Source organism: Actinophytocola sp. (assembly GCF_049647105.1).
Taxonomy (GTDB): Bacteria; Actinomycetota; Actinomycetes; order Mycobacteriales; family Pseudonocardiaceae; genus Actinophytocola.
The window spans coordinates 19,702-45,362 of record NZ_JBARWZ010000102.1 but is presented as its reverse complement, the minus strand read 5'-3'; the positions used below and the strand labels follow the sequence as shown (position 1 = coordinate 45,362).

Here is a 25,661-nt window from a genome sequence, read left to right as displayed (position 1 = left end):
AGTTGGGTGTTGATCCTGTCGTGGTGTGCTTGGCTGTCCATCCGAGTGTGTTCCCCCTGGCTGTGCGAACGCTCCGTAGCCGAGCATACGACAGTCGGTTTTGGTGTGCGGTGGAACGCCAGATTTGGTCCGTGACCAGCGTCAGTGCACGTCGTGGCGGATGGATAGCGGCTTTTCGGCGCATTGACGACCTGCTCGGCGGCTGCCTAACGTTGCTGAGCCGTCCATACCCTGGGGAGGACGCGATGAGGCGTCGGTTCACCGTTGTGGCAACCGTTCTTGCTTGTCTGGCCGCTGGCGCGGCCGTTGCGGACGGTACCCCGGACCGGGACGGCGGCGGGCTGCGGCTCGAGACGCTGTCCGGGCCCGCGCGGTACGTGAGTGGCGGCGCGGCCAGGCTCCGTGTCGTGGTGCCCAGACAGGTGCCGCTCGAAGCGGTGACCGTCGCGGTGGGCGGGGTCGACGTCACCGACGACTTCGTGGCCGACGACCAGGCGTCGCATGCGCTCGAAGGGGTGGTGCGGGACCTGCCTGCCGGGGCGAGCACCGTCACCGCGGCCGTGTCCCGGCGGGCGCGGGCCAGTCTGCGGCTGGTGAACCACCCGGCCTCCGGGCCGATGTTCTCCGGGCCGCAGCAGCCGGACTTCTTCTGCTCCACGCCCGCGCACCTCGCCGGGTTCGACCTTGCCGGGCCGTTCCTCGACGACGACTGCTCCCTCGACACGCGTGCTGGCCACTACTACCGCACCACGGCGAACACGTGGCAGCCCTACGACCCGGCCGCGCCCCGCCCCTCGGACATGAGCACCACGCCGTCCGGGGTCGACTTCGTGATTCGCTGGGAGCGGGGCACGATCAACCGGTTCGTCTACACGATCGCCGTGCTCGACCCCGGTGCGACCGGGCCCGCGACGCTGCCGCACTGGAACCGCAAGCTCATCTACTACTTCGGCGGCGGCGTCGGGGTCGGCCACTACCAGGGCTCGAACAACCAGAGCGAGTCTCGCTACGTCTACGGGCTCGGCGCTGGGTACGCGATCGCGTGGTCCACCGGCACCAAGACCAGCACGCACTACAACCTCGTGCTGGGCGGCGAGACCGCGATGATGGTCAAGTCGCGGTTCGTCACCGAGTACGGCGACCCGGTGTACACGGTCGGGCTCGGCGGCTCGGGCGGCGGCATCCAGCAGTACGTCTACGGCCAGAACCACAAGGGCCTGATCGACGGCGCGGTCCCGCAGTACTCCTACCCGGACATGGTCACCCAGACCATCCACGTCGGCGACTGCGAACTGCTCGAACGCTGGATGGACCAGAAGGCGCTCGCCGACCCGGCGTCGAAGTGGCGGCAGTGGAGCAACCGGCCCCAACTCGAAGGCCTCGCCGCCTCCGACACGGTCGCGAACCCGTACGCGCAGCTCACCCCGTGGCTCGCGACGCCGGGGTCCAGCGAGTGCATCAACGGCTGGCGTGGCCTGTCGCCGCTCGCGCTGAACCCCAAGTTCGGCACCGCGCCGGGCATCACGCCAGAACAGCAGGCGGCCGTCGAGTGGACGCACTGGAACGACGCGGTCAACGTCTACGGCCGTGACCCCGACACCGGCTACGCCCGGTCGGCCTGGGACAACATCGGCGTCCAGTACGGGCTGAAGGCCCTGGTGGACGGGAACCTCACCCCCGGGGAGTTCCTGGACCTGAACGCGGACGTCGGCGGCTGGAAGCAGCCCCAGGATGCCGTGCAGGAGGGCTGCCCGTTCGTCACGCAGGCCTGTCCGTCCGACGTGGACGTCTGGAGCGTGCGGAACGTCAACGCGCCGGACGCGAACGGCGTGCGGCCGAGGACCGAGGGCGACGTCGACGCCATGCGTGCCGCCTACCGCTCCGGTCTCGTCTTCGACGGCCGCGTCGACATCCCGATCATCGACTGGCGCCACTACCTCGACGCCGAGCTGGATATGCACAACGCGCGCCAGTCGTTCGCGTCCCGGCAGCGCATGATCGATGGGAAGGGCAACGCGGCCAACCAGGTCGTGTGGTTCACCGACGCCCGCCCGGCCCGCGCGTTCGACCAGACCCCGATGGCGCTGTCCGTCATGGACGAGTGGCTCACGAACCTGCGCGCGCACCCGTCGCGCGGCGTGGTCGGCAACAAGCCGGCCGCCGCCGTGGACAGCTGCTTCGGCACCGACGGCACGCTGCTGTACCGCGGCAGGGACGCGTGGCGCGGCATCCTCGACCTCGGCCCGGCGGGCGCGTGCACGCAGCGGTTCCCGATCGGCGGCACCTCCCGCACGATCGCGGGTGGCCCGTTCGACGAGCAGCACTTCAAGTGCGCGCTGCAGCCGGTGGACACGGCGATCGCACGCGGCGTGTACGGGTCGTGGCGGCCCAGCGAGGCGGAGAAGTCCAGGCTGGCACAGATCTTCCCGACGGGGGTGTGCGACTACCGCAGGCCGGACGTTGGCAGGGCTGGTCCGCCTCCCCGGAATTAAGGTGTTGGTCCCGACCCAGCGACACCTGCGGATGAATTAGGCGCGGTGCACCTGGAACGGTCCGGCGGACTGGGCCACCGGCATCAGCTCGATCGTGTTCACGTTGACGTGCGGCGGTTGTGCGGTGACCCAGTGGACGGTCTCGGCGATGTCGTCGGCGGTGAGCGCCCGCATGCCCTTGTACACCCCGGCGGCGCGGTCTGCGTCGCCCGCGAACCGCACGAGGGAGAACTCGGTGCCCTCGCACATGCCCGGCTCCACACACGTCACCCGCACACCTGTGCCGTGCAGGTCGCTGCGCAGGTTCAGACTGAACTGGCGCACGAACGCCTTCGTGGCGCCGTAGACGTTGCCGCCCGGGTACGGGTAGGTGCCCGCCACCGACCCGATGTTGATCACGTGGCCGCGGCCGAGGGCGACCATGCCAGGGAGGACCGCGCGGGTGCAGTGCACGAGGCCGCGGCAGTTGGTGTCGAGCATGTCATCCCAGTCGGCGAGGTCGGCGCGGTGCGCGGGTTCGAGACTCTTCGCGAGCCCGGCGTTGTTGACGAGCACGTCGATCGCGGGCAGCGCCTCGACCGTCTCGCGGACGGCGTCGGCGTCCCGCACGTCCAGCTCGACCGCGTGGACGCCGTCGGGAATGCGGTCCACCCGCCGGGCGGCGGCGATGACCGTCGCGCCCTCGGCCGCGAACCTGCTGGCGATCGCCGCGCCGAACCCGCTGCTGGCCCCGGTCACGAGGACGGTCGGGCTCATCGGACGCGCGCCAGCAGGGTCTCGAGCGCCGCGCCGAACTCGGCAGGGCGTTCCAGGTTCGGCAGGTGCGCGGCGCCGTCGACGACCACGAGCGCCGAGCCGGGGATGCGGTCGTGCAGGTACTCGGCGTCGGTGACGGGGGTGAACTCGTCGTCGCTGCCCACGACAACCAGCGTCGGCACGGTGATCCGGGCGAGCAGGGGCGTGTAGTCGGGTCGGTCGGCCCGCCCGCGCAGTGCCGCCGCCGCGCCATCGGGCGGCGCGGCGCGCATCATCCGTGACACGTGCTCGCCCGCGGCGGTGTTGTGTGGTGCCACCATCTTCCACAGCACCTCCTCGGCGTAGCCCGCCATCCCTTCGCGCAGCAGGCGGTCCGCCATGTCGTTGCGGCTCTTGCGGCCCGCCGGCGTCTCGGCCTGCGCGAACGTGTCCGCGAGCACCAGCCCGCGGAGCCGGCCGGGGAACCGCCGCACGCACTCGAGCACGATCTGCCCGCCCATGGACAACCCGGCCAGCACGAACCTCGCCACGCCGAGGTGGTCGGCCAGCCCCGCGACGTCCTCGGCGAACGTCGACAGCGGCGTCACCCCCGGCACGACGGTCGACTCGCCGTAACCACGCAGGTCGGCGGCGATCACCCGCCAGCCGAGCGACCGGGCGTGCTCGACCTGCGGCCGCCACATGGAACGGTCGAACGGGTGGCCGTGCACGAGGACGAGGACGTCGTCCCCGGTGCCCTCGTCGTCGTAGCCGATGGTGATGCCGTTGACGGCGGCAGTGCTCATCTGGGTGCTCCTCCCTTGCCGCTCCGAGGCTATTCGGTGCATTATGTCGGTGCAATAGCAACAATGCTCTCGGTGCAATGTGGGGGACTGTGGACGACTACCGCCTGATCGCCGACACCGTCGCGAACGAGATCGCCGCGGGCCGCCTGCGAGCGGGTGAGCAACTCCCGCCACAGCGCAGGTTCGCCCGCAGGCACGGCATCGCCGCGTCCACGGCCGCCCGTGTGTACGGCGAACTGGTACGCCGTGGTCTCGCGGTGGGCGAGGTGGGCCGGGGCACGTTCGTCCGCGCGGCGGCCCCCGCGCCGGAACCGGCGTTGTCCGAACCGGCGACGGCGCGGGTCGACCTGGAGCTGAACTTCCCGATGCTGCCGGACCAGGCGGAGTTGCTGTCGTCGAGCCTGGCGCGGTTGCTGCGCCCGGACGTGCTGGCAGAGGCCCTGCGCCCGGTGACCGTCGACGGCACCGCCGCCGCGCGCGCGGCGGCGGCGAGTCTGCTGACCCGCACCGGCTGGACCCCGGACGCGGACCGGATCCTGTTCGCGGGCAACGGAAGGCAGGCCATCGCGGCCGCGATCGCCGCGCTGGTGCCGGTGGGCGGCCGCCTCGGCGTGGAGGCCATGACCTACCCGGTGGTGAAGGCCGTGGCCGCACGGCTGGGCGTCACCCTCGTCCCCATGGAGATGGACGAGCACGGCCTGCTGCCGAAGGCGGTGCGCGACGCGGCGGTGCGAGCCGTGTACGTCCAGCCGACACTGCACAACCCACTGGGCGTGACGATGCCGGAGAAGCGTCGCACCGAACTGGCGCAGACCCTGATCGACCGCGCACTACCCGCGATCGAAGACGGCATCTACACCTTCCTGCGTGACGACCTGCCCCCGCTGGCCGCGTACGCGCCTGACCACGTGGTGCTGGTGGACAGCATGTCGAAGCGCATCGCACCGGGCCTGTCCCTCGGCTACCTGGCCCCGCCCACGGCGACCGCCGACGCGGTGGCGAGCGCCCTCCGGTCGGGTGGCTGGGCGGCGACGAGGTTCGCCATGGAGGCGGCAACACACTGCGTCGTCGACGGCACGGCAGAGAAGATCGCCGTCGCCAAACGAGCCGACGCGGCGGCCCGCCAACGCCTGGTAGCCGACCGGCTGGCGGGGTTCACCGTCCATGCCGACCCCGGCGCGTTCCACTGCTGGTGGGAACTGCCGGAACCGTGGCGCGCGGAGATGTTCGTGGCCGCCGCCGCGAGGCACGGCATCGCGGTCACCCCGGCGGCCGCGTTCGCGGTAGGCAACGGCCGAGCCCCGAACGCGGTCAGGCTCGCGCTGTCCGCACCACCCGCCGAGGTACTCGCCTCCACATTGGACACACTGGCGAAGCTGGCAGGCACGCGCCCGGAAGACACCACGGTGGACTGAGGACTCACCGCCCGCCGCGGCGCCGCCTTCTCGCCACTATGCGGCGCACGGCCTGCCGCTGGCGGTCCGTCAGTGGAGTAGGGCGCCACGTCTCCTCCGGTTGCCGGGCCGCCGCCGCCACCTCCACCCGCAGGCGGTCCACCGCGGCCATCAGCGCGCCGTGTTGTTGCCACGCGGCCTCGTCGCTGTGCGGGTCGACCATCAGCAGAGTGCTCAGGCGGTTGCGCCGCCGTTCCAGGTCCGCGAGTGGCACCGCGTCCTGCTCGATGGCCGCCGTGACCGCGTCGGCGGCCGTCTCCAGGAAGTCGGCGAGCGCCATGCGGACATCGGCGGGGTAGGCGTTGCCCTGTTCCTCCTCCGGCACGAAGTACGTGCGGTCGAGCAGGGCTCTGCACACTTCGCGCAGTGACAGCTGGAAACGTTCGAGACCGGTCAACGTGGAGCGCAGCCGGGGCTGCTGCCGTCTCGTCGAGGCGGCACGCGGGTTGAGCCGCGCGCCGGCCTCCGCGCGGACGAGGACCTGGTCGGCCCGCGCCACGTCCGGGTTGAGCGACCGCGCCTCGGTCAGCCAGTGGTCCGCCTCCGCCCGCGACCACTCGGCCCGCAGCCCGCGTGCGAGGTCACGGCTGAATCCCGCGATCCGGTCGGCCAAGTCGCGCACCGCGTCCCCGGCGGGCCGCAGGTACAGCGGTGGTGCGATCGCCAGATTGACGAGGATCCCCACGCCCGCGCCGACGAGCGTCTCGTACACCCGGCTGTCGGCGACGTCCCGGTCCCCGCCGACGGCGAGCACCAGCATCGCGCTGATCGGCATCTCCAGCAGCTGTGGCCCGAGCCGCAGGAGCCGCCCCGCCACCAGCGACACGGCGACCACGGCACCGAGACTCCACCAGCTCAACCCGGCGATCGCCGCCACCCCGACGGCCACCAGCACACCGGCGAGCACACTCGCCACCCGCTGCAGGCTTTCCCGCACCGTGTCGTACATGGTCACCTGGATGACCAGCAATGCGGTCAGGGGCGCGAGCACCGGCGCGTCGCTGGTCCCGATCCAGTCGGCCACCACGAACGACAACACCGCGGCCAGGGTCGTCTTCGCCGTCCGGAGCCCCGGCAGGCGCCGAACCCGCGCACGCCACCCGGACTCCACCGCCCGAGCCTACGACGGGCGCGGCCGGGCGACCTGCCGAGCGCGTTCCGAGGCAGGGAGCGGGCAGTGCCGTTGCCGGGTCAGCAGCAGTAGCGGTGTGTCCATTCCGGTTCGTGCCACCAGAAATCGTCGTCGTGGTCGTGGGTTGCCCGGGGTGCCGACGTGACCATCGCGGGTACCTTGGCCGGGGTGGCGAACGGGGCGACCAGTTCGTCCACTGTCCGGAGTCTGCCGCCGGTCATCACCATGCGGACGGCCGCCGCCGCGCGGATGTCGGTGAGTGGGTTGCCGGTCACGAAGGACAGGTCCGCGTGTGCGCCTCGGCGGACCTCGCCCAGTTTGCCCGCCAGGCCCAGCCACCGGGCGGGGTTGCGGGTCGCCGTGGTCAGTGCCTCGTACGGGGTGAACCCGAACCGCACCTTGGCCCGCAGGTTCGCGTGCAGGGAGACCGCCGGGTTGTCGAGTGGCGCGTCGGTGCCCGCGATGACGAAGCCGCCGCCGCGGTGGATGCGCAGCACCATGTCCACGTTGGCCGCCAGCAGCGCCAGCGTCACCGCGTTCGCCGGGGTTTGTGCCGCGTCCGCCTTCGCAACGTACTGCGCGTACTCCCATGACGGGAACAGGGTTCTGGTGCGGGGATCCTCGACCAGTGTGGTGTCGTTGTCGTAGATGCCCGCCGAGTTGAACAGGGTCGGGGTGATCGACATCCTGGACCTGGTGAACAGCGACACCGCGTCCTCGTAGGCGCGGCCGAGGCGGGACACCGTGTGCGAGTAGCCGAGCCGGTTCGTCGCGCCCGTGTGTTCCATGCCGTCCATGCCGATTCGCTCGGCCGGGTACAGGTAGTGGGACGATAGCGGCAGACCCGCCCGGTGTGCCGCCGCGATCACCCGCCGCTGGTAGGCGACCGGCAGGCGCACGTACGTCTTGATCATGTCGTAGCCCAGTGCCCGCGCGCGTTCCAGTTCGAGCGCCAGCTGCGCCACCGAGCGGGTGGGGCGCATGAAGTTGTAGTACACACGCGATCCGTCGATCGCCTCGCCGGTGCCGAAGTAGCGCGGGCCAACCCGTTCGCCCGACGCCAGGGCCTCGCGGGTTTCCGTGTACTGGTAGGCGGGATCGCCCGGCGAGCGGGTCGTGGTGATGCCGTAGGAAAGCCACAGCCTGCCCTGCCGGTCGCCCCACTGCCTGCCGCGCAGGTGCCAGTGCACGTGCGCGTCGATCAGGCCCGGCATCACCGTCAGGTCCGACGCGTCGACGGTGGACGGGCGGGACCCGGCGGGCAGCACCGCCTCGATCCTGCCGTCGTCGAGCACGATGTCGACCGACTCCCGCAGCCGCTGCGCGCTGCCGTCCCACAGCGCACCCGCGCGCACCACGTCGTGCTGCCGGACCCGCGCCGGGCGGTACCGCAGCGACAGCGGCACGTCCCGGGTGCCCCTGCCGTTGACACCCACCGACCGCAGCGTCCCGTTGTGCAGGTACAGCAATCGATCCGGGCCCAGCCACGACAGCGAGTCGGTCACCTCGCGGGTCACCTGCCTCGCCGCGCCCGTGAACCGGCCGCGTGCGTCCACCGGCACCACCCACGCGCACGACTCGACCACGAACGCCAGGTATCGCCCGTCCGGCGACCACACCGGGCCATCGTCGCCGCGGGTCGCGATCGACGCGTGCGGCATGGGCTCGGTGTAGGTGAGCGTGCCGGTACCGAGGTCGACGGTCAGCACCTGGCTCGTGCCCTCACGGAACCGCCGCGAGTACGGCTTCACCGCCGCCAGTGCGAGCGTGCGGCCATCGGGCGACCACGTGGGCCTGCCCGGCATGAACAGAGACGGCGTCACCTGCGTCGGCGTGCCCGCCGCGAGCTCCAGCACCCACACCACGCCGTCCTGGTCGCAGTACGCGATCCGGGTGCCGTCGGGGGAGAACCGCGGCGCGAGCTGCGCACCGGCCAGCCCGGTGATCCGCCGCTCGTCGCCCGTCGCGAGGTCACGCAGCCACAGGTCCGCGTCACCCGCCCGGTCCGACGCGTACACGATCGAGCGGCCGTCCGGCGCGAAGTCGGGGTCGGAGCCGAAGTAGCCGTCGGACACCAGCTTCACCGGCGCCGGATTGCCGATCGTCAGCAGCCACAACGCGTTCAGCGCGCGGAACGCGACCTGCCCGCCGTCCGGCGACGCCACCGGCGAAGCGATGCCGAGCACCCGCTGCTCACGCGTCGAGTCGAGGTCGCGGACCTTCCGGTGGTAGTCCGGCCGAGGGACCACCGGCACCGCCGCGGTGAACGGGACGACCGTCGCCGTGCCGTCGAGCGTCCTGCGCTTGATGCGGCCGTCCGCGGTGTGCAGGAGTTCGGCGGCCGACAGCCACGACGGCGCGAACCCGAACACGTCCTCGCCCCGCGTGCTGACCACCCGGTCGCCGACGACCAGTTCGGCGGTCGCGCCAGCGACGCGGACGTACGCGAGCGTGCCGCCGTCGGGGGAGAACGACGGGCCGTACAGCGATGCCCCGGCCGGTGCGGTGACCGCGCGGGACGTCGTGCCAGCGGCCAGGTCGAGCACGTCGATGGCCGTGCTGTCGGCGGTGTACGCGAGGCGGCGCCCGTCCGGCGACCACGCGGGCATCGCCTCCTCGGCCACGGTGTCGGTGCGCGCGGTGATCGTCCCGGTCGCGAGGTCGAGGGTGTGCACGCCGTAGCCGCCGGTGCCGCCACGGTCCGACGAGAACGCGATCGTGGCGCCGTCCGGCGAGAACCTCGGTTCGCGGTGGTCGTACGGACCGCTCGTCAGCTGATGGAGGCCGGCGCCGTCGGGGCGGATCGTGTAGAGGTGGTAGTTGCCGTCGCGGTACGCCTGGAACACCAGCGCCCGCCCGTCCGGCGACCACGACGGCTGGCTCGCATCGGTGTCGTCGCCGGTCAGCCGCACCGCCGTACCGCCGCCGATCGGCACGGTCCAGATCGCGGTCACGAGGTCGAACGCGACATGCCTGCCGTCCGGCGACACCTGGGCGGAGATGTTGGTGCCCTGGCCGATCCTGGCCGCGCCGCCGGGATCCGCCGCTGCCGCCTCGGTGGCGGCCGTGCCGTGCAGGACCGTGGCACCGGCGAGCACACCGGCGCCACGGAGTACGTCCCTGCGCGTTACCTCGTGCATGTGCCCTCCCCGGTGAGCGCGAGTACGCCAATGTCATTCTGCTACCGGTTGCGCTCACCTGCCAGGTCTGTGCGCCGGTGGGCCGCCGTAAGCTCGACCCGGCCCCCACCACCGCACCATGGAAACGGAGCCGCCTCCATGAACATCAAGCCGCCAACCAACGTTCGCGAAGTCGACCTCGCGAAACCCAACGCGGCACGGATGTACGACTACTACCTCGGCGGGTCGCACAACTTCGAGTCCGACCGGGCGCTCGCCGGACAGGTCGAGCAGGTCGCGCCGTGGGTGAAGGACATCGCGCGGATCAACCGGGCGTGGCTGCGCCGGGTGGTGGACACCTTGATGGCGCAGGGGATCCGCCAGTTCCTCGACCTCGGGTCCGGCATCCCGACCGCGGGCAACGTGCACGAGCAGGCACAGCGGCTGGATCCGACGACGCGCGTGGTGTACGTCGACTACGAGGCCGTCGCCGTGCACCACAGCTTCGAACTGTTGAAGGACAACGAGTACGCGACGGTCGTGTGGGCCGATGTCCGCAACCCGCGGTCGGTGCTCGAGCACGAGGAGACGCGGCGGCTGCTCGACTTCACGCAGCCCATCGGGCTGCTGTGCGCGGGACTGCTGCTGTTCATCGGTGACGACTTCGACCCGGCGGGCCTGGTCGCCGCCTACCGGGACGCGTGCCCGGCGGGCAGTTATCTCGCGATCTCGACGATGAGCCAGGACGAGGCCGACCCAGAGACCCGGGAGCGGCTCGGTGGGCTGCTGAAGCTGTACGAGATGGCCGACGAGCGGATCTACCCGAGGGACAAGGAGACCATCGCGTCCTGGTTCGCGGGCACGGACCTGATCGACCCCGGTCTCGTGCTGCTGCACCAGTGGCGGCCGGAACGGTCCTCGGACGGCAGCCCGGCGTGGCCGCGGCACGAGGAGTCGCCAGCCCGGCTACTCGGCTACGGCGCGGTCGGCCGGATCCTGGGCTGATCCTGGGCTGATCCACCGGGTTCCCTCAGGCCAGTCACACGGTTTCCTCAGGTTCGCGGTCCACGATTCTCCTACCCGGAGGGTCGGGGAGCGGTGGGGAGTGCCGCGGCCGGCTTGGGGGATCGTGCCGGCCGGGTACTCCCCGTCGCGCCGCTGTCGCCGGTCGTGGTCGCGGCGGGCAAGGCATTCGCCGGAAATCCTGTTCGTGACCTCCTGCCGTCGCTTGACCGGGTAGCCTCCCGTTTGGTGAGGACGGTCGGAACCGACGAACTAGACGCGGGCAGCGAGTTACGCGGCGCCCGTGCCGTCGTGCTCGGGTTCCTCGGCGCACTTCTCGCGGGGCGGGCCGTCGACGCCGTCGACCACGGCGAGTTCCTCTTCGCGCTCTTCGTCGTGGCCCTGTTCGTGCTGCCCGTCTGGTTCGCGAGCGGCATCGCCCGCGCGCTGTGGACCCGGCTGCGCTGGTGGCTGCTCGGTACGCAGGCCGTGCTCACCTACCTCCCGTTCGTGTTCTTCGGCAACGGGTGGGTCGGCGGGATCTCCGGGCTGCTGGCCGGGTTGGTGCTGCTCACGGTGTCGGCGCCCGCGTCGTGGGTGGTGTTCTGCGTGCTCGCGGTGGTCGAGGAGGTGGCCTGGCTCGGGATCGTGGGACCGCCGTACACGCCCGCGCTGCACGCGGCCATGTGGCTGCTGATCGCGTTCGCGAACAACGCGCTCGCCCTGTTCGGCCTGACGTGGCTCGCCGGGCTGGTGCGCGGGATCGCGTCGACCCGCGACGAGCTGGCCGCCGCCGCGGTCACCCGGCAGCGGCTGGCGGTGGCCGAGCGGCTGCGGTCGATGATCGGGGAGCGGGTCCGGGTCGTCACCGACCGGGCGAAGGCCGCGAGAGAGGCGCTGACCCACCGGCCGGACGAGGCGCGGGCACAGATCGTGGCGGCCGGGGTCACCGCCAGGGAGATGCTGTCCGAGGCGCGGGCGATCGCCTCGGACCCGGACGACCAGATCGGTGCTCGCCAGGAGACCGGCGTGGTGCTCGCGCCGCGTCTGGCCACGGGTGTGCTGCTGGCCGTGCTCGTGCTGTTCGCGGTGCAGAACGTCGCCAACGTGCTGCTGCCAGGCGACGTGGTCTTCCCGCCTGGTGCGCTCACGGTCGCCGTGGTCACCGGCGTCGCGATCACGGCGCTGCAGCTGCGGCACTCCGGCATCGGCCACGACGGCCGCCCGCCGGCCTGGCCGTGGACCTTCGCCGTGCAGGCGGTGCTGACCTACGTGCAGTACCCCTTCCTCGGTGCGGCCGGGCTGCCGTTCGCGGGGTTCCTCGCCGGGTCGGCGCTGCTGCTGTTCTCCGACCGGGTGCGGTGGGTGTGGTTCGGCGCGATCGTCGCCAGCATGCCCGTGCTGGTCCTGCTGGCACCTGGCGGCTCGCGGTCCGCGGAGTCGCCGCTGCGGTGGACGGGGTACGCGACCGCGACCGCGATCGCGTTCGGGCTGCTCGTGTACGGGCTGGCGTGGCTCACCAGGCTCGCCGTGCGGATGGCGGCGCTGCGGGAGGAACTGGCGGAGCTCGCCGCGGTGCGTGAACGACTCCGGCTGGCGCGGGACACGCACGACCTGCTCGGCCTGGGTCTCTCGGCGATGGCGCTGAAGACCGACCTGATCGCGGCACTGATCGGCAGCGACGACGCACAGGTCCGGTGCGAGCTGGACGACCTGGTCTGGTTGTGCGCCAAGGCAGGCAACGACGCCCGGCTGGTCGCGACGGAGAGCCTGCGGCTGTCGTTCGCGAGCGAGCTCTGCCTCGCGTCCGACATCCTGACCTCGTCGGGCATCGCGGTACACGTGCCCGCCCGCCCGCCGCCGACACCGAAGGACGTCGACGTGGTGCTGGCGACCGTGGTGCGGGAGGCGGTGACGAACATCCTGCGGCACAGCGCGGCCCTGCACTGCACGATCACGCTGGTGGTCACCGAGGGCGCGCTGCGACTGCGGATCGGCAACGACGGCCTCGTCGAGGAACACCTGGATGGGCCAGGCAGCGGACTGGACAACCTGCGCGCCCGCGTCGAGGTCGCCGACGGGCGGTTCACGGCCCGCCGGTCGGGCCGCGAGTTCGAGGTGGTGGCGGAGCTGCCGTTCCGGCGCTGGACACGGCGCTGAAGGCTCGTTAAGCCCCGGTCACGCCATCGATGCCTTCACGCAGAAAGTCCGCGTGACCGTTGTGCCGGGCGTACTCGTGAATCAGGTGCAGCATCACCAGTCGCAGGGAGACATCCGCTTCCCAGCGGGCGTTGTACCCGGTGACCTCCAGTGTCTCCGCCTCGATCTCGATCCGGCGGGAGTGCCCGACCTCCGCCTCCCACGCGGTGAAGGCCTCCGCCCGGCTGCTGCCAGAAGCGTCGTGGGCCACCTGGAAGTCGCCGTCCGCCGACCACACCAGCGGCAGGTCCTCGCCGTTGATCACCCGTCGGAACCAGGTGCGTTCGACCTCGGCCATGTGCCGGACCAGGCCGAGCAGCGTCAGCGTGGACGGCGGCATCGACCGGCGTCGCAGGTCCTCGTCGGTCAGTCCCTCGCACTTCATCGCCAGCGTGGCGCGGTGGAAGTCGAGGAAGGTACGCAGCATCTCGCGTTCGCCGCCGGTCAGCGGCGGTTCCGGTCGTTCCGTGGTGGTCACGGCCGCATGTTACGCACCGTGCACAAAACCGTTGTCACTACTGGTCGCGCGCATAGCAAAAGTATCGGTCAAGATCCAACGAGAACACGTTCTTGTGCTGCGGGATGGTCCGGCGGAAGCTTGATGGCATGGACCTCGTCGCGCTGGAAGAGATCAAGCGTCTCAAGCACCGCTACCTCCGCTGTGTCGACACGAAGGACTGGGACGGCCTCGCGGACACCCTCACCGTCGACGTCACCGCGGACTACGGCACGCCCGTCTACGGCAGTCCGCTCCACTTCGCGGGCCGGGACGCCCTCGTGGCGTTCCTGGGCGAGAAGCTCGGGCCGGGCATGATCACCACGCATTTCGCCACCCAGCCGGAGATCGACGTCGCGGGCGACGAGGCGACCGGCCGGTGGGCGTTCCAGGACACCGTGATCGTCGTGGCGCACCGCATGGTGATCACCGGGGCGGCGTACTACGAGGACCGCTACCGGCGCGACGCCGACGGCCGGTGGCGCATCGGCCACACCGGGTACGAGCGGACGTACGAGGCCACGCTGTCGCTCGACGACCTGCCCAGCTTCCGGCTGACGGCGAACCGCTGGCCAGTGGAACAGGTCAACCGGTAGTCGATCAGTCGTGTCCCGGGGGCATCCTGACCCCGCTCGCGGCGCCGTACTTTGATCACCCGTCGGACTATCGCGGGCGGACCGCCGGCCTGATCGGACCGGGTCTCGCCGGGCGGTGTAACAAGACCCGGGGCCCGTGCGATGACCTGAGTGACCCTGCGGCGCTGGCGGACCCCCGACCTGGCAGCACCGCAGGGTTTTCTCTGTCCACGCGAAGCACTTTCATGGCGCTCCCAGCAGCACCGCGACCCCCACGAGCACCGGCACCGACAGGACGGTGGACAGCAGCACCACGTCCCGGGCGAGGCGGGTGCCCCGGTCGTAGGCGGTCGCGTACACGAACACGTTCTGCGCGGTCGGCAGCGCGGAGGTGATCACCACCGCGAGCAGCGCAGTGCCCTCCACCCCGGCCACCCACCGCCCGAGCACATAGGCCAGCACGGGCTGGACGGCGGTCTTGAGCACCACCGCGAGCCACACCCGGCTCGCGCCGTCGCCGGACGCCGGGCGGGGCGCGCCGTGCAGGCTCATGCCGTACGCCAGCAGCGCGGCGGGCACCGCGAGTGCGGCGAGCAGCTCGATCGGTCGCAGCACAAGGGAAGGCAGCCGTACGCCGAGTGCCGCGACGGCCAGGCCCAGTGCGCAGCCGATCACCACCGGCGTGCGCAGCGGCTGGGTCAGCAGCCGGATCCTGGACGGGGAGTCCGCGCGGGAGGAGGCCAGCACGGTCAGCCCGACCGGCGCCAGCACCAGCACCTGGAACAGCAGAACCGGCGCCACGTACGACGCGTCGCCAAGCACGTACACCGCGATCGGCACCCCGAGGTTGGCCGCGTTCACATATGAAGACGCGAGGCCGCCGGTCGCCAGCTCGGCGGGCCGGGCACGCCACCGCCTGCGTGCGATCACGGCGTACAGGAGCGCACACGACACGGCACTGCCCGCGGTAGCCACGAGCGCGGGGGACGCCAGCACGCCGGGGTCCGCATCGGCGAGCGTGAGCAGCAGCAACGCCGGGGTGGCGAGGAAGTACGACAGCCGCGACAGCACCCCCGCCGCGTCGTCCCCGAGCACCCGCACCCGCCCGGCGACCCAGCCGACCCCGATGACGGCGACGAGCGCGCCAAAGCCTACGAGAACTGTGTTCAATTTGGTCGCTCCGCTCCTCCGCTGAGCCGCCGTCTTCCCTCCTGCGCGCGGAGGTTCCTGGGCTCGTTCCTCGCGCAGGAACCTCCGTGCTCGTCAGTCCAGACGGCGACCGCTCCGGGGCTCCGCTCCGGGTTCACGCGCCGATGGTCACCGAATCGGTCGTCCATGCGCGGGCCTGTTCGGACAGCGTGATGCCCAGCCCCGGCCGCCCGGACAGGTGCATGCGCCCGTCGCTGGTCTCCAGGCGCTCGTTGAACAGCGGGTACAGCCAGTCGAAGTGCTCGACCCACGGCTGCGCCGGGTACGCGGCCGCGAGGTGCACGTGGATCTCCATCGCGAAGTGCGGGGCCAGGCCGACGTTCGCGTGGTCGGCCAGCGTCGCGAGCCTCAGGAACTGGGTGATGCCGCCGATGCGCGGCGCGTCGGGTTGCAGGATGTCGACCGCGCGGTGGCGGAGCAGTTCGTGGTGCTCGGCGACGCTGGTCAGCATCTCACCGGAGGCGACCGCGGTGGTCAGCTCGCGGGCCAGCTCGGCGTGCCCCTCCGCGTCGTACGCGTCGAGCGGCTCCTCGATCCACACGAGGTCGAACTCCTCGAGCGCCTTGCAGACCCGCATCGCGCGCGGGCGGTCCCACTGCTGGTTCGCGTCGACCATCAGTGGCACGTCGGGGCCGATGTGCTCGCGGACCGCGGCGACCCTGCGCAGGTCCTCGCGCCAGTCCGGCTGCCCGACCTTGATCTTGATGCCGCCAACGCCCGCCGCCAGCGTGCGCGTCGCGTTGTCCTTGACCTGCTCGATCGTCTCGTGCAGGAACCCGCCGGAGGTGTTGTAGCAGCGCACCGAGTCGCGGTGCGCGCCGAGCAGCTTCGCGAGCGGCAGGCCCGCGCGCCTGGCCTTGAGGTCCCACAGCGCGATGTCGATCGCGGCCAGCGCCTGTGTCGCGGCGCCACTGCGGCCCACCGAGGCACCCGCCCACACGAGCTTGGTCCACAGCCTGCCGATGTCGCTCGGGTCCTCACCGATCAGGTCCGGCGCCACCTCGCGGGCGTGCGCGAACTGCGCCGGTCCGCCCGCACGCTTCGAGTAGCCGAACCCGACGCCGTGGTGGCCTTCCCCGGTGGCGATCTCGGCGAACAGGAACACGACCTCGGTCATCGGCCGCTGCCTGCCGGTCAGCACCTTCGCGTCACTGATGCCGGTCGGCAGCGGCAGGGTCACCGACGAGAGCGTCACCGAGGTGATCCGGTCGAGTACGGCGGCGATGGTCATACCGACCATGCAATAACGTCGCGCGATGCCTGTCCAAGGTTTGTTGCGCATTGCTCCATACCTGAACGGCATCGATGCCCGGAAGGTATCAAACCATGCTTCAAGGGTTCTGGACACGCATCGATACCGAAAATTACGCTCCCCGAATCCACGGGCGAGATCCTCTACACCTGGAGGAGCGCCACCCGCGCCGCGCAGACACCCGCGAAGGTCGGCAACGCGTGGCCGTCGAAGAAGGACCTGCGCCAGTCGTCGGGCGCGATCGGCCGGGGCTCGGTGATCGGGTTCGTGCTCGGCATCCTGCCGGGTGGCGGCGCCGTGCTGTCCTCGCTCGCCGCCTACGCGCTGGAGAAGCGGCGCGCGAAGGACCCGTCCCGGTTCGGCAAGGGCGCGGTCGAGGGGGTCGCCGCGCCGGAGACCGCGAACAACGCGGCGGCCACGTCGTCGTTCATCCCGCTGCTGACGCTGGGCATCCCGGCCAACGCGACCATGGCGGTGATCTTCGGCGCGCTGCTGATCCAGGGCGTGAGCCCCGGCCCGCAGCTCGTGTCGCAGGAACCGGAGCTGTTCTGGGGTGTCATCAACTCCATGTACATCGGCAACATCCTGCTGCTGATCATGAGCATCCCGCTGGTGGGGCTGTTCGTGCGGATCCTGAAGGTCCGCGCGAGCGTGCTCGCGCCGATCACCGTGCTGATCACGCTGGTCGGGGTGTACACGGTCAACAACGACGTGTTCGACATCGTGCTGGTGATCGTGTTCGGCGCGGTCGGCTACCTGATGAAGAAGCTCGGCTTCGACCCAGGCCCGCTGGTGCTCGCGTTCGTGCTCGGCTCGCTGCTGGAGGACTCGCTGCGCCGCTCGCTGCTGATCTTCGACGGCGATCCGACGGGGTTCTTCACCCGGCCCATCTCGGGCACGCTGCTGGTCGCGTTCGTGCTCGTGGCCGCGCTCCCGTTCGTCCGGCGCGCGTCGCGCCGCAGGAAGGAGCCCGTCGAGTCAGCGTGACAGGAGCTGCTTGAGGGGCAGCGATTCGTCGCGCAGCTCGTCGACGGTCACCGCGTGCGGGGTGTGCAGCGCGCGGCGGACGGCCAGCACGTCACCGGGCCTGCCGAGCGAGATCACGCCGTCGAGCCTGCCGTCGGTCAGCGAGAACGCCGAGAAACTCCCCTCCTCGACCGACCCGCGCAGCACCAGGTCGTCCAGGTCGCTGGCGTGCCCGACGGACTGGAGCTTGTGCTCGTAGTGGTCGGACCAGAACCAGTGCGGGTCGGTGTGTGGCTTCTCCTCGCCGGTGAGGTTCGCGGCGATGGTCTGCCCCTGCCGCAGCGCGTTGTCGTGGTGCTCGACCCGGACCCGCCTGCCGTGGTGTTGCTGGGCGGCGACGTCGCCGAGCGCCCACACGTCCGGCGCGGAGGTGCGGCCGTACTCGTCGACGAGGATGCCGTTGCCCGTCGCGATCCCGGCCTCGTCGGCCAGCTCGACGTTGGGCAGTGCGCCGACCCCGACGAGCACGAGGTCGGCTTCGGCGCGATGACCGAGATTCGAGTCGAGGACCAGCCCGTCGCCGGTGCGCGTGCACGTCACGGCGTACTCGCCGGTCCGGACCTCGACGCCGCGGGCCCGGTGGATGTCGAGCACCGCCGCGCCGATCTTCACGCCGAGCACGCGGGCGAGCGGCGTGGCCTCCGGCTCGAAGATCGTCACCTGCTTGCCGAGACCGATCGCCGACGCCGCGACCTCGCAGCCGACGAACCCCGCGCCGAGTACCACGACCCGCTCGGCGCCGGTCAGCTCGGCACGCAGCGCACGGGCGTCGGCCGCGGTGCGCAGGTAGTGGATCCGGTCGCCGTCGAAGCCGGGCAGCCCGCGTGGCCGCATGCCGGTGGCGAGCACGAGGGCGTCGTAGCGGAGGTCGTCGCCGTCGGCGAGCCGGACCGAGCGCGCGGCGACGTCCACGGCGGTGGCGCGGGTCGACAGCCGCAGCTCGACGCCGTTGCCCGCGTACCACTCCGGTTTGCGTGCCGGGACGATGTCGCCGCCGGTGAGCACGTCCTTCGACAGCGGCGGCCGTTCGTAGGGCGCCTCCGGCTCGTCGGACACGAGCACGATCTCGCCGTCGAACCCGCGTCTGCGCAGCGCGGCGGCGGTCGCCGCGGCGGCGACCCCACCGCCGACGAGCACATACCTCATGACATGCCCTCTCCGTACTCCCGGTGCACATGGTGATGGCAGGCGCTGGACTTCCACACGATATTCGGTCGCCGCGCACCAGGGTGGTCCGACAGCATGGGGCACCGTCGAAATCGGCGGGCAGGACATCTCCCGGCTGCGGCAGGCGGACCTGCGCGGCCTGATCGCGTACGTGCCGCAGGAACCCGCGATGTTCCACCGGACACCGCGGGAGAACATCGCGCCCGTCGGCCTCCCAGGACGAGATCCTCGCCGCCGCGCGGGCCGCGCACGTCACCGAGTTCGCGGAGACGCTGCCCCAGGGCTTCGACACGCTGGTCGGCGAACGCGGCGTGAAGCTGTCGGGTGGTCAGCGCCAGCGGGTGGCCCTGGCCCGCGCCATCCTGCGGGACGCGCCGGTCCTGCTGCCCGACGAGGCGACGAGCGCGCTGGACTCGGAGAGCGAGGTGCTGATCCAGCAGGCGCTGTGGCGGATCATGGAGGGCAGGACCGCGCTGGTGGTGGCCCACCGGCTGAGCACGGTCGCCAGCATGGACCGGCTGATCGTGCTCGACCGCGGCCGCATCCTGGAGCAGGGCGGCCACGAGGAGCTGCTCCGCGCACAGGGCGTCTACGTCCGCCTGTGGCGCCACCAGTCCGGCGGCTTCCTGGACGCCGCCGACGATGCTGCCGATGCTGCCGAGACCCCGGTGTCAGTTGGCAGGACGCGCTGACGGGTCAGCAGTGCATGCGCCGGTGGATGGTCAGTCCTCCTTGCGGGCGCGGCTCGGGGCGACCCGCGGTGGCTCGTTGGGCATCTTCGGGTACACCGGCGGCCAGGGTGCGTCCATCAGGCCGGCCGCCATGTCGCGTTCGTGCAGGTCCAGCAGCGGTGCCAGCGACTGCGGGGTCATCGCCGCCCAAGGGTCGCCGTGGTCAGTCACCCTGGCGGGCACGTTCGCGAGCGTCAGCTCGCGTGGCTCGATCGTCGCCAGCTCGGCCCACTCGAACGGCGTCGACACCTGCCCGTGCGGGTTGGCGCGCACCGACCACGCGCCGAACACCGTCTTGTGCGGCGCGTTCTGGTTGAAGTCGATGAACACGCGGGCCCCGCGTTCCTCCTTCCACCACGCGGCGGTCAGCAGGTCGGGCCGCAGCCGCGCCAGCTCCCGCGCCAGCGCGACCGCCGCCGCCCGCACCTGGTAGCCGTCCCACTTCGGCTCGAGGCGGGCGTACACGTGGAGGCCGCGGTTGCCGGTGGTCTTCGGGAAGCTCGCGATGCCATGCGCGTCGAGCAGCTTCCTGATCTCCTCGGCGGCCTCGCGGATCATCTCGAAACCCACGCCGGGGCTCGGGTCGAGGTCGATGCGCAGCTCGTCGGCGTGTTCGGGGTCGGCCGCGGTGTTGGGCCACACGTGGAAGCCGAGGCAGCCCATGTTCACCGCCCACAGCACGTGCGCCAGGTCCACCGCCACCAGCGCGTCCGACACGGTGCCGTTGGGGGTCGACACCTTCGTGGTCGTCAGCCACGGGTCGGCCTTCGTCGGCGAGACCCGCTTCTGGAAGAACGACGACCCCGTCGCCCCGTTCGGGAACCGCTGCAGCAGCACCGGCCGTCCGCCCATGGCCGCCATCAGCGGCTCGGCCACCGCCAGGTAGTACCTGGCGAGGTCGAGCTTCGTGTCACCCCGCTCGGGGAAGAACACCTTCCCCGGGTTGGTGATACGCACCTCGTGGCCGGCGACCGCCAGCACCTCGACGTCACCGCCTGCCACGGGACACCCGCCTCAGTGGGTTGGCCTCGGCCAGGTCCTCCGGCGCGGACAGCCGCCACGCCTCGTAGACCAGCTCGGTCAGCTCGTCGGCCTCGATGCCCCGCAGGTACACCACCACCCAGCCGAACCCGCCCGAGGTGAACTGCGCCTCGAACACGTCCGGCCGCTCCGCGACGAGCGCCTCCTGCTCCGACAGCGTCTGCTTCAACCCGACCGTCTTCGTGCGCGGCCAGTAGTAGCCGAACCGCTTGCCGCGCACGCTGAATGATGTGTAGTCACGCGCCTGTGCCCGCTCGACCTCGGCAAGCCGGTCGATCATCCGCAGCAACTGTCCGTCCGGTACACCCACGCGGTCATTCTGACGCACACCACCGACAGAAAGCGTGCGTCTCCCGGTGAGTGGAGCCCGCCGGGTTGCGCGAGCGGTGAGAATGGCTGTGAGGTGACCCACCTCCGGGTAAGGACGGCTCGGTCGTCCGCGCTGAGAGGGGCAGGGCCAGAGAAAGGGAAGGTGACCGATGACGACCGAACGCGCCATTCTCGCCGGCGGGTGCTTCTGGGGCATGGAGGACCTGTTCCGGCAGCAGCCAGGGGTGGTCTCCACCCGCGTCGGCTACACCGGCGGTGAGGTCCTCAACCCGACCTACCGCAACCACCGGGGCCACGCCGAGGCCCTCGAGGTGGTGTACGACCCGGCGGCGACGGACTACCGGGCGCTGCTCGAGTTCTTCTTCCAGGTGCACGACCCGACCACGAAGAACCGCCAGGGGAACGACATCGGCGACAGCTACCGGTCGGCCGTCTTCTACCTCGACGACGAGCAGAAGCGGGTCGCCGAGGCCACGATCGCCCAGGTCGACGCCTCCGGCAAGTGGCCTGCCAAGGTCGTGACCGAGGTGACCGCGGCGGACACGTTCTGGGACGCGGAGGAGGAGCACCAGGACTACCTGGTCAAGCACCCCGGTGGCTACACCTGCCACTACGTGCGCCCGGACTGGACGCTCACCAAGGCGTGACGGGGAGTGAGGCCGTGGCGCTCACGGGCGCCCCGGCCTCACTCGCTGTGGCGGAACTTGTCGAGAACCCGCCGGTCACGTTTGGTGGGCCTACCCGCACCCCGGTCACGCCGCGCGACCGGCATGAGCGCCTCGGGCGACGGTTTGGGCGTGCGGTCGAGGTAGCAGGTCGCCGCGTCCGGCGCACCCACCCGTTTCTGGATCACCTTCGTCACCTCGACGATCTTGGTGATGCCGTGGGCACGCAGGCGCACCTCATCGCCCGAGGACACGCTGGTCGCGGCCTTGGCGGGACGGTCGTTGACCCGCACGTGCCCGCCACGGCACGCGGCCGCGGCGTCCGAGCGGGTCTTGGTCAGCCGGACCGCCCACAGCCAGCGGTCCACACGGGTGGACTCCACAGTCATACATGATGACCGACGCCCGCGATCGGCCGCTGACACGGCCGGAACTTCCACTCGAACCCCGCCCGATCCGCGCCGCACGGGGCCGGTCGCGGGCCGTGTCGGGTCGTGACAGCATGTCGTTTCGTGCTTCCTGATCTTTCCGCCGACCTGTGTGCCCGATTGCGCGACGCGTTCCTGACCGCCGGTTACACCCCGGACGGGGTCGTCGACGCACTGGGCGGCCAGGCGCACGCCGCGCTCGGCCGGGGTGAGCCGGAGGCCGCGCGGCGGGCAAGCCGGGACGCCGGTGACCTCGGCACCCTCATCCGGCTGTTCCTCCTCGGCGACGCCGAACCCGAGCAGGCGATCCGGTCCGCGCTGGCGTCGGTCGACCTCGCCGACGCGGTGACGAACGAGGTGCTGACCTCGGAGGGGCGGGCCGGGCTGGACATCCGGCCGTACGGCGAGAACTGGTGGGTCGTCGCCGATCTCGACGCCGACCAACTCGGCGGCACCGTGCCAGAGGACCACGTGCTCGGCGTCGGGCACGCGTCGATCAACCTCGCACGCGCCACCGCGAGGCGCCCGGTCGGCACCCTGCTCGACGTCGGCACCGGCTGCGGTGTCCAGGCACTGCACGCGGGCGCCCACGCCGGGCGGATCACCGCGACCGACCTGTCGCCACGGGCACTCGCCATCGCACGCGGCACGTTCCGGCTCAACGAACTGGACGTGGAGCTGATCGAGGGCCCGTGGTTCGACCCGGTGGCGGGCAGGCGGTTCGACCAGATCGTGTGCAATCCGCCGTTCGTCGTCGGCCCAGCCCGCGTCGACTACACCTACCGCGACTCCGGCCTCGCAGGCGACGACGCCAGCGCGCTCGTCATCGGCCGGATGCCCGCGTTGCTCGCCGAGGGCGGGGTGGGCCAGTTGCTCGCGTCGTGGCTGCACCGCGACGGCGAGGACTGGGCGGAGCGGGTCACGTCGTGGCTGCCGGGAGGCGTGGACGCGTGGTTCGTGCAGCGGGACGTCGCCGACCCGGCGCTGTACGTCGGCACCTGGCTGCGTGACGCGGGCATCGACCCGCGTTCGCCGGAGGGCAGGGAGAAGGCGGGCGCGTGGCTGGACTGGTTCGCGGACAACGACGTCGAGGGCGTCGGGTTCGGGTACGTGACGCTGCGCCGCGCGGACGTGGCCGTCCCCGAGATCGTGTGCGAGGACCTGCGCCACGCCTATGACGATCCGCTGGGACCAGAGTCGGCGCGGTGGCTGGACAACGTGGCGTGGTTGCGGGCCAACGGTGATCGGCTGGCGGAGACCAGGTTCACGGTGCCGCCGACGGTGGTGCTTGAGGAGGTCTCGGCCGCGGGTGACGATGGCTGGGCGCCGCTCGTGCGCAGGCTCCACCGGACGGACGGGCCTGGCTGGCAGCACGAGGTCGACGAACCGACCGCGAAGCTCCTTGCCGGGTGCCGGGGCGCGTTGCCGATCGAGGAGCTACTGGCTCTGCTGGAGATCGCGTACGACGGCATCGACACAGACGCGGCGCTGCCGATCGTCCGGGATCTCGTCCGCCACGGCATGCTCGTGCCCGCCTAGTTTGGCTCGATGGTGCGGAGCCCGGCTCTTGCCATAGTCAATTGATCGGTATATAAAGACGATCATGTCAATCGCTCCGCTGCGGGAGCCGACCTTCCTGATCCTCACCGCGCTGGCGGCCCGGCCCCAGCATGGCTACGGCATCCTGCGTGACGTCGAGGAGATCTCCGAAGGCCGGGTTTCCCTGCAGGCAGGCACCCTGTACGCGGCACTCGACCGGTTGAGTGCGGATGGCTGGGTGGACGTCGACCGCGAGGAGGTCGTCGACGGTCGGCTGCGGCGCTACTACCGGCTGACCGAACCGGGCGCGGCCAGGCTGGCCGCCGAGGTGGAGAAACTGCGAGCACACACCCGCGCGGCGCGGCAACGTCTGCGTGCGCGTCACTCGGGAGGAATGGCGTGAACGAACCGACGAACCTGGCCGACCGTTACCGGCGGCTGCTTGCCTGGTATCCGAAGGACCACCGGGAGCGCCACGGTGAGGAGATGCTCGGTGTCCTCCTGGCCGGTGCGGGGGAGCGGGACCGGCCCAGCCGCAAGGAAACCGCCGACCTGGTGCGCGGGGCCGTGTACCTGCACCTGCGGCGTGTGGTGGGGATCGACGGCGGCATCGACCACCGGGACGTGCTCGCGATCGTGAGCCTGCTCGGGCCGATCGTGTTGCTGGCAGGCTCGGCCCCGGTGCTGGACCGGATGGCCGCGTGGTTCCAGGTGGGCGTGCCGCGGTCGCGGCTGATGAGCTATCTCCAGGAGATCCCGGCCGCGCCGGTGTGGGCGCTCTGGGCCGTGGTGGCGGTGCTGAGCCTGTTCCGGCTGCGGCGCACGGCGGCTGTCGGCGCATGGCTTGCCACCCTTGGGTTCCTGCCCGCCTCCGCGCTCGGGTACAACTTCTTCTGGGACTCGATGGTCATCACCACGGGCTGGATCCTGCTGGGCGTGGTGGTCGCCGCCGCGCTGACCTGGTCGCCCGGTCCGGCCCGTGGGTGGGAGCTGGTGGGTGGCAGGCGGGTCGTCGTGCTTGTCGCGGCGGTCGGGACGAGTCTCGTGATGGTCATGAAGTCGCTCGGCACCTACGACGTGTTGTTCCACTCGATGGCACAGGTGGCCAACCTTCAGGGGGTGGGCAGGATGGCGCTCTGGTTCCTCGCCCTGGCGGTGCTGGTGGCCGGTGCCGTCGTCGCCGGTGGCGTGCGGACGCGAGAGGGTCGCCGGGCGGCGCTGATGCTCTGTGTGCCCGTCGTGGTGAGCGTGCTTTTGCTGGTGCTGCCCAGGAATTCGGACCTGCTGACGGTGGCGGTGCTCTGCTATGGCATACCCGTGGTGGTGCTCCTGGGACTGGGCGGCGTGCCCGTGCGCCGTCGGGCCGGGGCCCGATAAGCGCGTCCCACACGCCGGAATTCCCGCAATGTCCACACAGGACTGACGGTGTACCAAGGTAACCGCGTCCTGCGGCCTGCTCCATACCCTGCGAAAGCCGGACTATGCTCCGGTGACTCGTGGAGGAGGCGTGATCATGGACTGGCGCAAGTCGAGCTTCAGTGGGAACAGTGGCGAGTGCGTGGAGGTCAGGCAGGACCTGACCGCCCTCCGGGACAGCAAGAACGCCGCCGGCCGCATGTTGTCCGTCGACCTGTCGTGGCTGTTGGCCACCGTCAAGTCCGGCATCCTGGACCGAAGACGGTGACCGTGGTCAACCCCTTCAGTCGATACAGAATTCGTTGCCCTCGATGTCCTGCATCACGATGCACGACTCGTTGTCGTCGTCGGCCTCCAGTAGTCGTTCGCGAACCGCGCCGAGCGCGATCAGGCGTGTGCACTCGGCCTCGAGCGTGGCGAGGCGCTCGGCACCCACGAGCCCGGTGCCGACCCGCACGCAAAGATGCACCCGGTTCTTGACGACCTTGCCTTCGGGGACACGCTGGAAGAACAGTCGCGGGCCCACCCCCGTGGGATCACCGCAGACGAACCCCGCATCCTGACGCTCCGGCGGCAGCGAGCGAGTGAAATCGTCCCAGGTAGCGAAGTCACGCGGTGGCGGCGGTATTACGTACCCCAGCACCTCGCACCAGAAACGAGCGAGACGCTCGGGTTCCGCGCAGTCGAAGGTCACCTGGAACTGCTTGACCGATGGCATGTGTTCCACCGTAGTGGCATGCCCCTAGGCGGTGGGGCCGCCGACGAGTACCGACCACCCGGCGTCGAGGCGGATCGTGGTGCCGGTCGCCGCGCGCAGGTCGTCGCTCGCGGCTGCCGCCACCGAGGG

General features: G+C 71.1%; 24 protein-coding genes. 12 read left to right on the top strand and 12 right to left on the bottom strand.

Going from position 1 to position 25,661, the window contains the following annotated elements; all coding sequences use genetic code 11:
* Positions 1-245: 245 nt before the first annotated feature.
* Complete coding sequence (locus tag WBA97_RS13280) at positions 246-2,492, top strand: DUF6351 family protein (protein WP_424231074.1); 2,247 nt, start codon at positions 246-248, stop codon at positions 2,490-2,492.
* 36 nt (positions 2,493-2,528) lie between these two features.
* On the opposite strand, the gene WBA97_RS13275 is transcribed toward WBA97_RS13280, so the two are convergent.
* Complete coding sequence (locus WBA97_RS13275; protein ID WP_424231073.1) at positions 2,529-3,248, bottom strand: SDR family NAD(P)-dependent oxidoreductase; 720 nt, start codon at positions 3,246-3,248, stop codon at positions 2,529-2,531.
* A complete protein-coding gene (locus WBA97_RS13270) occupies positions 3,245-4,033 on the bottom strand; it encodes an alpha/beta fold hydrolase (protein ID WP_424231072.1) in 789 nt (262 codons plus the stop codon). Before WBA97_RS13270 ends, WBA97_RS13275 begins: the two co-directional genes overlap by 4 nt.
* A gap of 77 nt (positions 4,034-4,110) precedes the next feature.
* On the opposite strand from WBA97_RS13270, the gene WBA97_RS13265 reads away from it, so the two are divergent.
* The gene (locus WBA97_RS13265; RefSeq protein WP_424231071.1) at positions 4,111-5,448 is read left to right on the top strand and encodes a PLP-dependent aminotransferase family protein; all 1,338 of its coding nucleotides are present in this window, start codon (positions 4,111-4,113) and stop codon (positions 5,446-5,448) included.
* 4 nt (positions 5,449-5,452) lie between these two features.
* Here WBA97_RS13265 and WBA97_RS13260 read toward each other — a convergent pair whose 3' ends face one another.
* Complete coding sequence (locus WBA97_RS13260; RefSeq protein WP_424231070.1) at positions 5,453-6,598, bottom strand: FUSC family protein; 1,146 nt, start codon at positions 6,596-6,598, stop codon at positions 5,453-5,455.
* Positions 6,599-6,678: 80 nt separating this feature from the next.
* A complete protein-coding gene (locus WBA97_RS13255) occupies positions 6,679-9,759 on the bottom strand; it encodes an amidohydrolase family protein (protein WP_424231069.1) in 3,081 nt (1,026 codons plus the stop codon).
* A 138-nt stretch (positions 9,760-9,897) separates the two neighbouring features.
* Here WBA97_RS13255 and WBA97_RS13250 point away from each other — a divergent pair, with 138 nt between their 5' ends.
* Both WBA97_RS13250 and WBA97_RS13245 read left to right on the top strand, forming a co-directional pair.
* A complete protein-coding gene (locus tag WBA97_RS13250; RefSeq protein WP_424231068.1) occupies positions 9,898-10,743 on the top strand; it encodes an SAM-dependent methyltransferase in 846 nt (281 codons plus the stop codon).
* 246 nt (positions 10,744-10,989) lie between these two features.
* Entirely contained in the window at positions 10,990-12,900 is a 1,911-nt protein-coding gene (locus tag WBA97_RS13245) for a sensor histidine kinase (protein ID WP_424231067.1), read from the top strand.
* A gap of 7 nt (positions 12,901-12,907) precedes the next feature.
* On the opposite strand, the gene WBA97_RS13240 is transcribed toward WBA97_RS13245, so the two are convergent.
* Positions 12,908-13,366 (bottom strand): DinB family protein, encoded by a 459-nt coding sequence (locus WBA97_RS13240; RefSeq protein WP_424231080.1) that lies wholly within the window; start codon positions 13,364-13,366, stop codon positions 12,908-12,910.
* Between the two features lie 179 nt (positions 13,367-13,545).
* On the opposite strand from WBA97_RS13240, the gene WBA97_RS13235 reads away from it, so the two are divergent.
* Positions 13,546-14,031 carry a nuclear transport factor 2 family protein gene (locus tag WBA97_RS13235; protein ID WP_424231066.1) on the top strand — a complete coding sequence of 162 codons (486 nt, stop codon included), beginning with the start codon at positions 13,546-13,548 and terminating at the stop codon, positions 14,029-14,031.
* 222 nt (positions 14,032-14,253) lie between these two features.
* Here the strand turns inward: WBA97_RS13235 and WBA97_RS13230 are convergent, their stop codons facing one another.
* Together WBA97_RS13230 and WBA97_RS13225 are read right to left on the bottom strand one after the other, a co-directional pair.
* Entirely contained in the window at positions 14,254-15,180 is a 927-nt protein-coding gene (locus WBA97_RS13230; RefSeq protein WP_424231065.1) for an AEC family transporter, read from the bottom strand.
* A 133-nt stretch (positions 15,181-15,313) separates the two neighbouring features.
* The gene (locus tag WBA97_RS13225) at positions 15,314-16,450 is read right to left on the bottom strand and encodes an L-talarate/galactarate dehydratase (protein WP_424231064.1); all 1,137 of its coding nucleotides are present in this window, start codon (positions 16,448-16,450) and stop codon (positions 15,314-15,316) included.
* On the opposite strand from WBA97_RS13225, the gene WBA97_RS13220 reads away from it, so the two are divergent.
* Positions 16,343-17,458, top strand: coding sequence for a tripartite tricarboxylate transporter permease (locus tag WBA97_RS13220; RefSeq protein ID WP_424231079.1), 1,116 nt, complete (start codon positions 16,343-16,345; stop codon positions 17,456-17,458). The genes WBA97_RS13225 and WBA97_RS13220 overlap by 108 nt on opposite strands.
* Here WBA97_RS13220 and WBA97_RS13215 read toward each other — a convergent pair.
* Positions 17,450-18,643: an NAD(P)/FAD-dependent oxidoreductase gene (locus tag WBA97_RS13215; protein ID WP_424231063.1), complete on the bottom strand. Its 1,194-nt coding sequence runs from the start codon at positions 18,641-18,643 to the stop codon at positions 17,450-17,452. The two genes, WBA97_RS13220 and WBA97_RS13215, sit on opposite strands and share 9 nt — an antisense overlap.
* Before the next feature lie 245 nt (positions 18,644-18,888).
* Between WBA97_RS13215 and WBA97_RS13210 the strand changes: the two genes are divergently transcribed.
* The gene (locus tag WBA97_RS13210; protein WP_424231078.1) at positions 18,889-19,356 is read left to right on the top strand and encodes an ATP-binding cassette domain-containing protein; all 468 of its coding nucleotides are present in this window, start codon (positions 18,889-18,891) and stop codon (positions 19,354-19,356) included.
* Positions 19,357-19,386: 30 nt separating this feature from the next.
* Here WBA97_RS13210 and ligD read toward each other — a convergent pair whose 3' ends face one another.
* The gene (ligD, locus tag WBA97_RS13205) at positions 19,387-20,397 is read right to left on the bottom strand and encodes a non-homologous end-joining DNA ligase (protein WP_424231062.1); all 1,011 of its coding nucleotides are present in this window, start codon (positions 20,395-20,397) and stop codon (positions 19,387-19,389) included.
* On the bottom strand, positions 20,384-20,716 hold the full coding sequence (locus tag WBA97_RS13200; protein WP_424231077.1) for an MmcQ/YjbR family DNA-binding protein: 333 nt from the start codon (positions 20,714-20,716) through the stop codon (positions 20,384-20,386). Before WBA97_RS13200 ends, ligD begins: the two co-directional genes overlap by 14 nt.
* A gap of 199 nt (positions 20,717-20,915) precedes the next feature.
* Between WBA97_RS13200 and msrA the strand changes: the two genes are divergently transcribed.
* A complete protein-coding gene (msrA, locus tag WBA97_RS13195) occupies positions 20,916-21,413 on the top strand; it encodes a peptide-methionine (S)-S-oxide reductase MsrA (protein WP_424231061.1) in 498 nt (165 codons plus the stop codon).
* Between the two features lie 38 nt (positions 21,414-21,451).
* Here the strand turns inward: msrA and WBA97_RS13190 are convergent, their stop codons facing one another.
* Positions 21,452-21,820: an RNA-binding S4 domain-containing protein gene (locus tag WBA97_RS13190; protein WP_424231060.1), complete on the bottom strand. Its 369-nt coding sequence runs from the start codon at positions 21,818-21,820 to the stop codon at positions 21,452-21,454.
* 123 nt (positions 21,821-21,943) lie between these two features.
* On the opposite strand from WBA97_RS13190, the gene WBA97_RS13185 reads away from it, so the two are divergent.
* The 4 genes from WBA97_RS13185 to WBA97_RS13170 all read left to right on the top strand — a co-directional run bounded on the left by WBA97_RS13185 (position 21,944) and on the right by WBA97_RS13170 (position 25,082).
* Positions 21,944-23,398 (top strand): DUF7059 domain-containing protein, encoded by a 1,455-nt coding sequence (locus tag WBA97_RS13185; protein ID WP_424231059.1) that lies wholly within the window; start codon positions 21,944-21,946, stop codon positions 23,396-23,398.
* Positions 23,399-23,462: 64 nt separating this feature from the next.
* The gene (locus WBA97_RS13180) at positions 23,463-23,801 is read left to right on the top strand and encodes a PadR family transcriptional regulator (protein WP_424231058.1); all 339 of its coding nucleotides are present in this window, start codon (positions 23,463-23,465) and stop codon (positions 23,799-23,801) included.
* Positions 23,798-24,775 (top strand): hypothetical protein, encoded by a 978-nt coding sequence (locus WBA97_RS13175; protein WP_424231057.1) that lies wholly within the window; start codon positions 23,798-23,800, stop codon positions 24,773-24,775. Before WBA97_RS13180 ends, WBA97_RS13175 begins: the two co-directional genes overlap by 4 nt.
* A gap of 136 nt (positions 24,776-24,911) precedes the next feature.
* Positions 24,912-25,082 carry a DUF397 domain-containing protein gene (locus tag WBA97_RS13170; protein ID WP_424231056.1) on the top strand — a complete coding sequence of 57 codons (171 nt, stop codon included), beginning with the start codon at positions 24,912-24,914 and terminating at the stop codon, positions 25,080-25,082.
* A 15-nt stretch (positions 25,083-25,097) separates the two neighbouring features.
* Here the strand turns inward: WBA97_RS13170 and WBA97_RS13165 are convergent, their stop codons facing one another.
* Positions 25,098-25,532 (bottom strand): VOC family protein, encoded by a 435-nt coding sequence (locus WBA97_RS13165; protein ID WP_424231055.1) that lies wholly within the window; start codon positions 25,530-25,532, stop codon positions 25,098-25,100.
* Between the last annotated feature and the right edge of the window lie 129 nt (positions 25,533-25,661).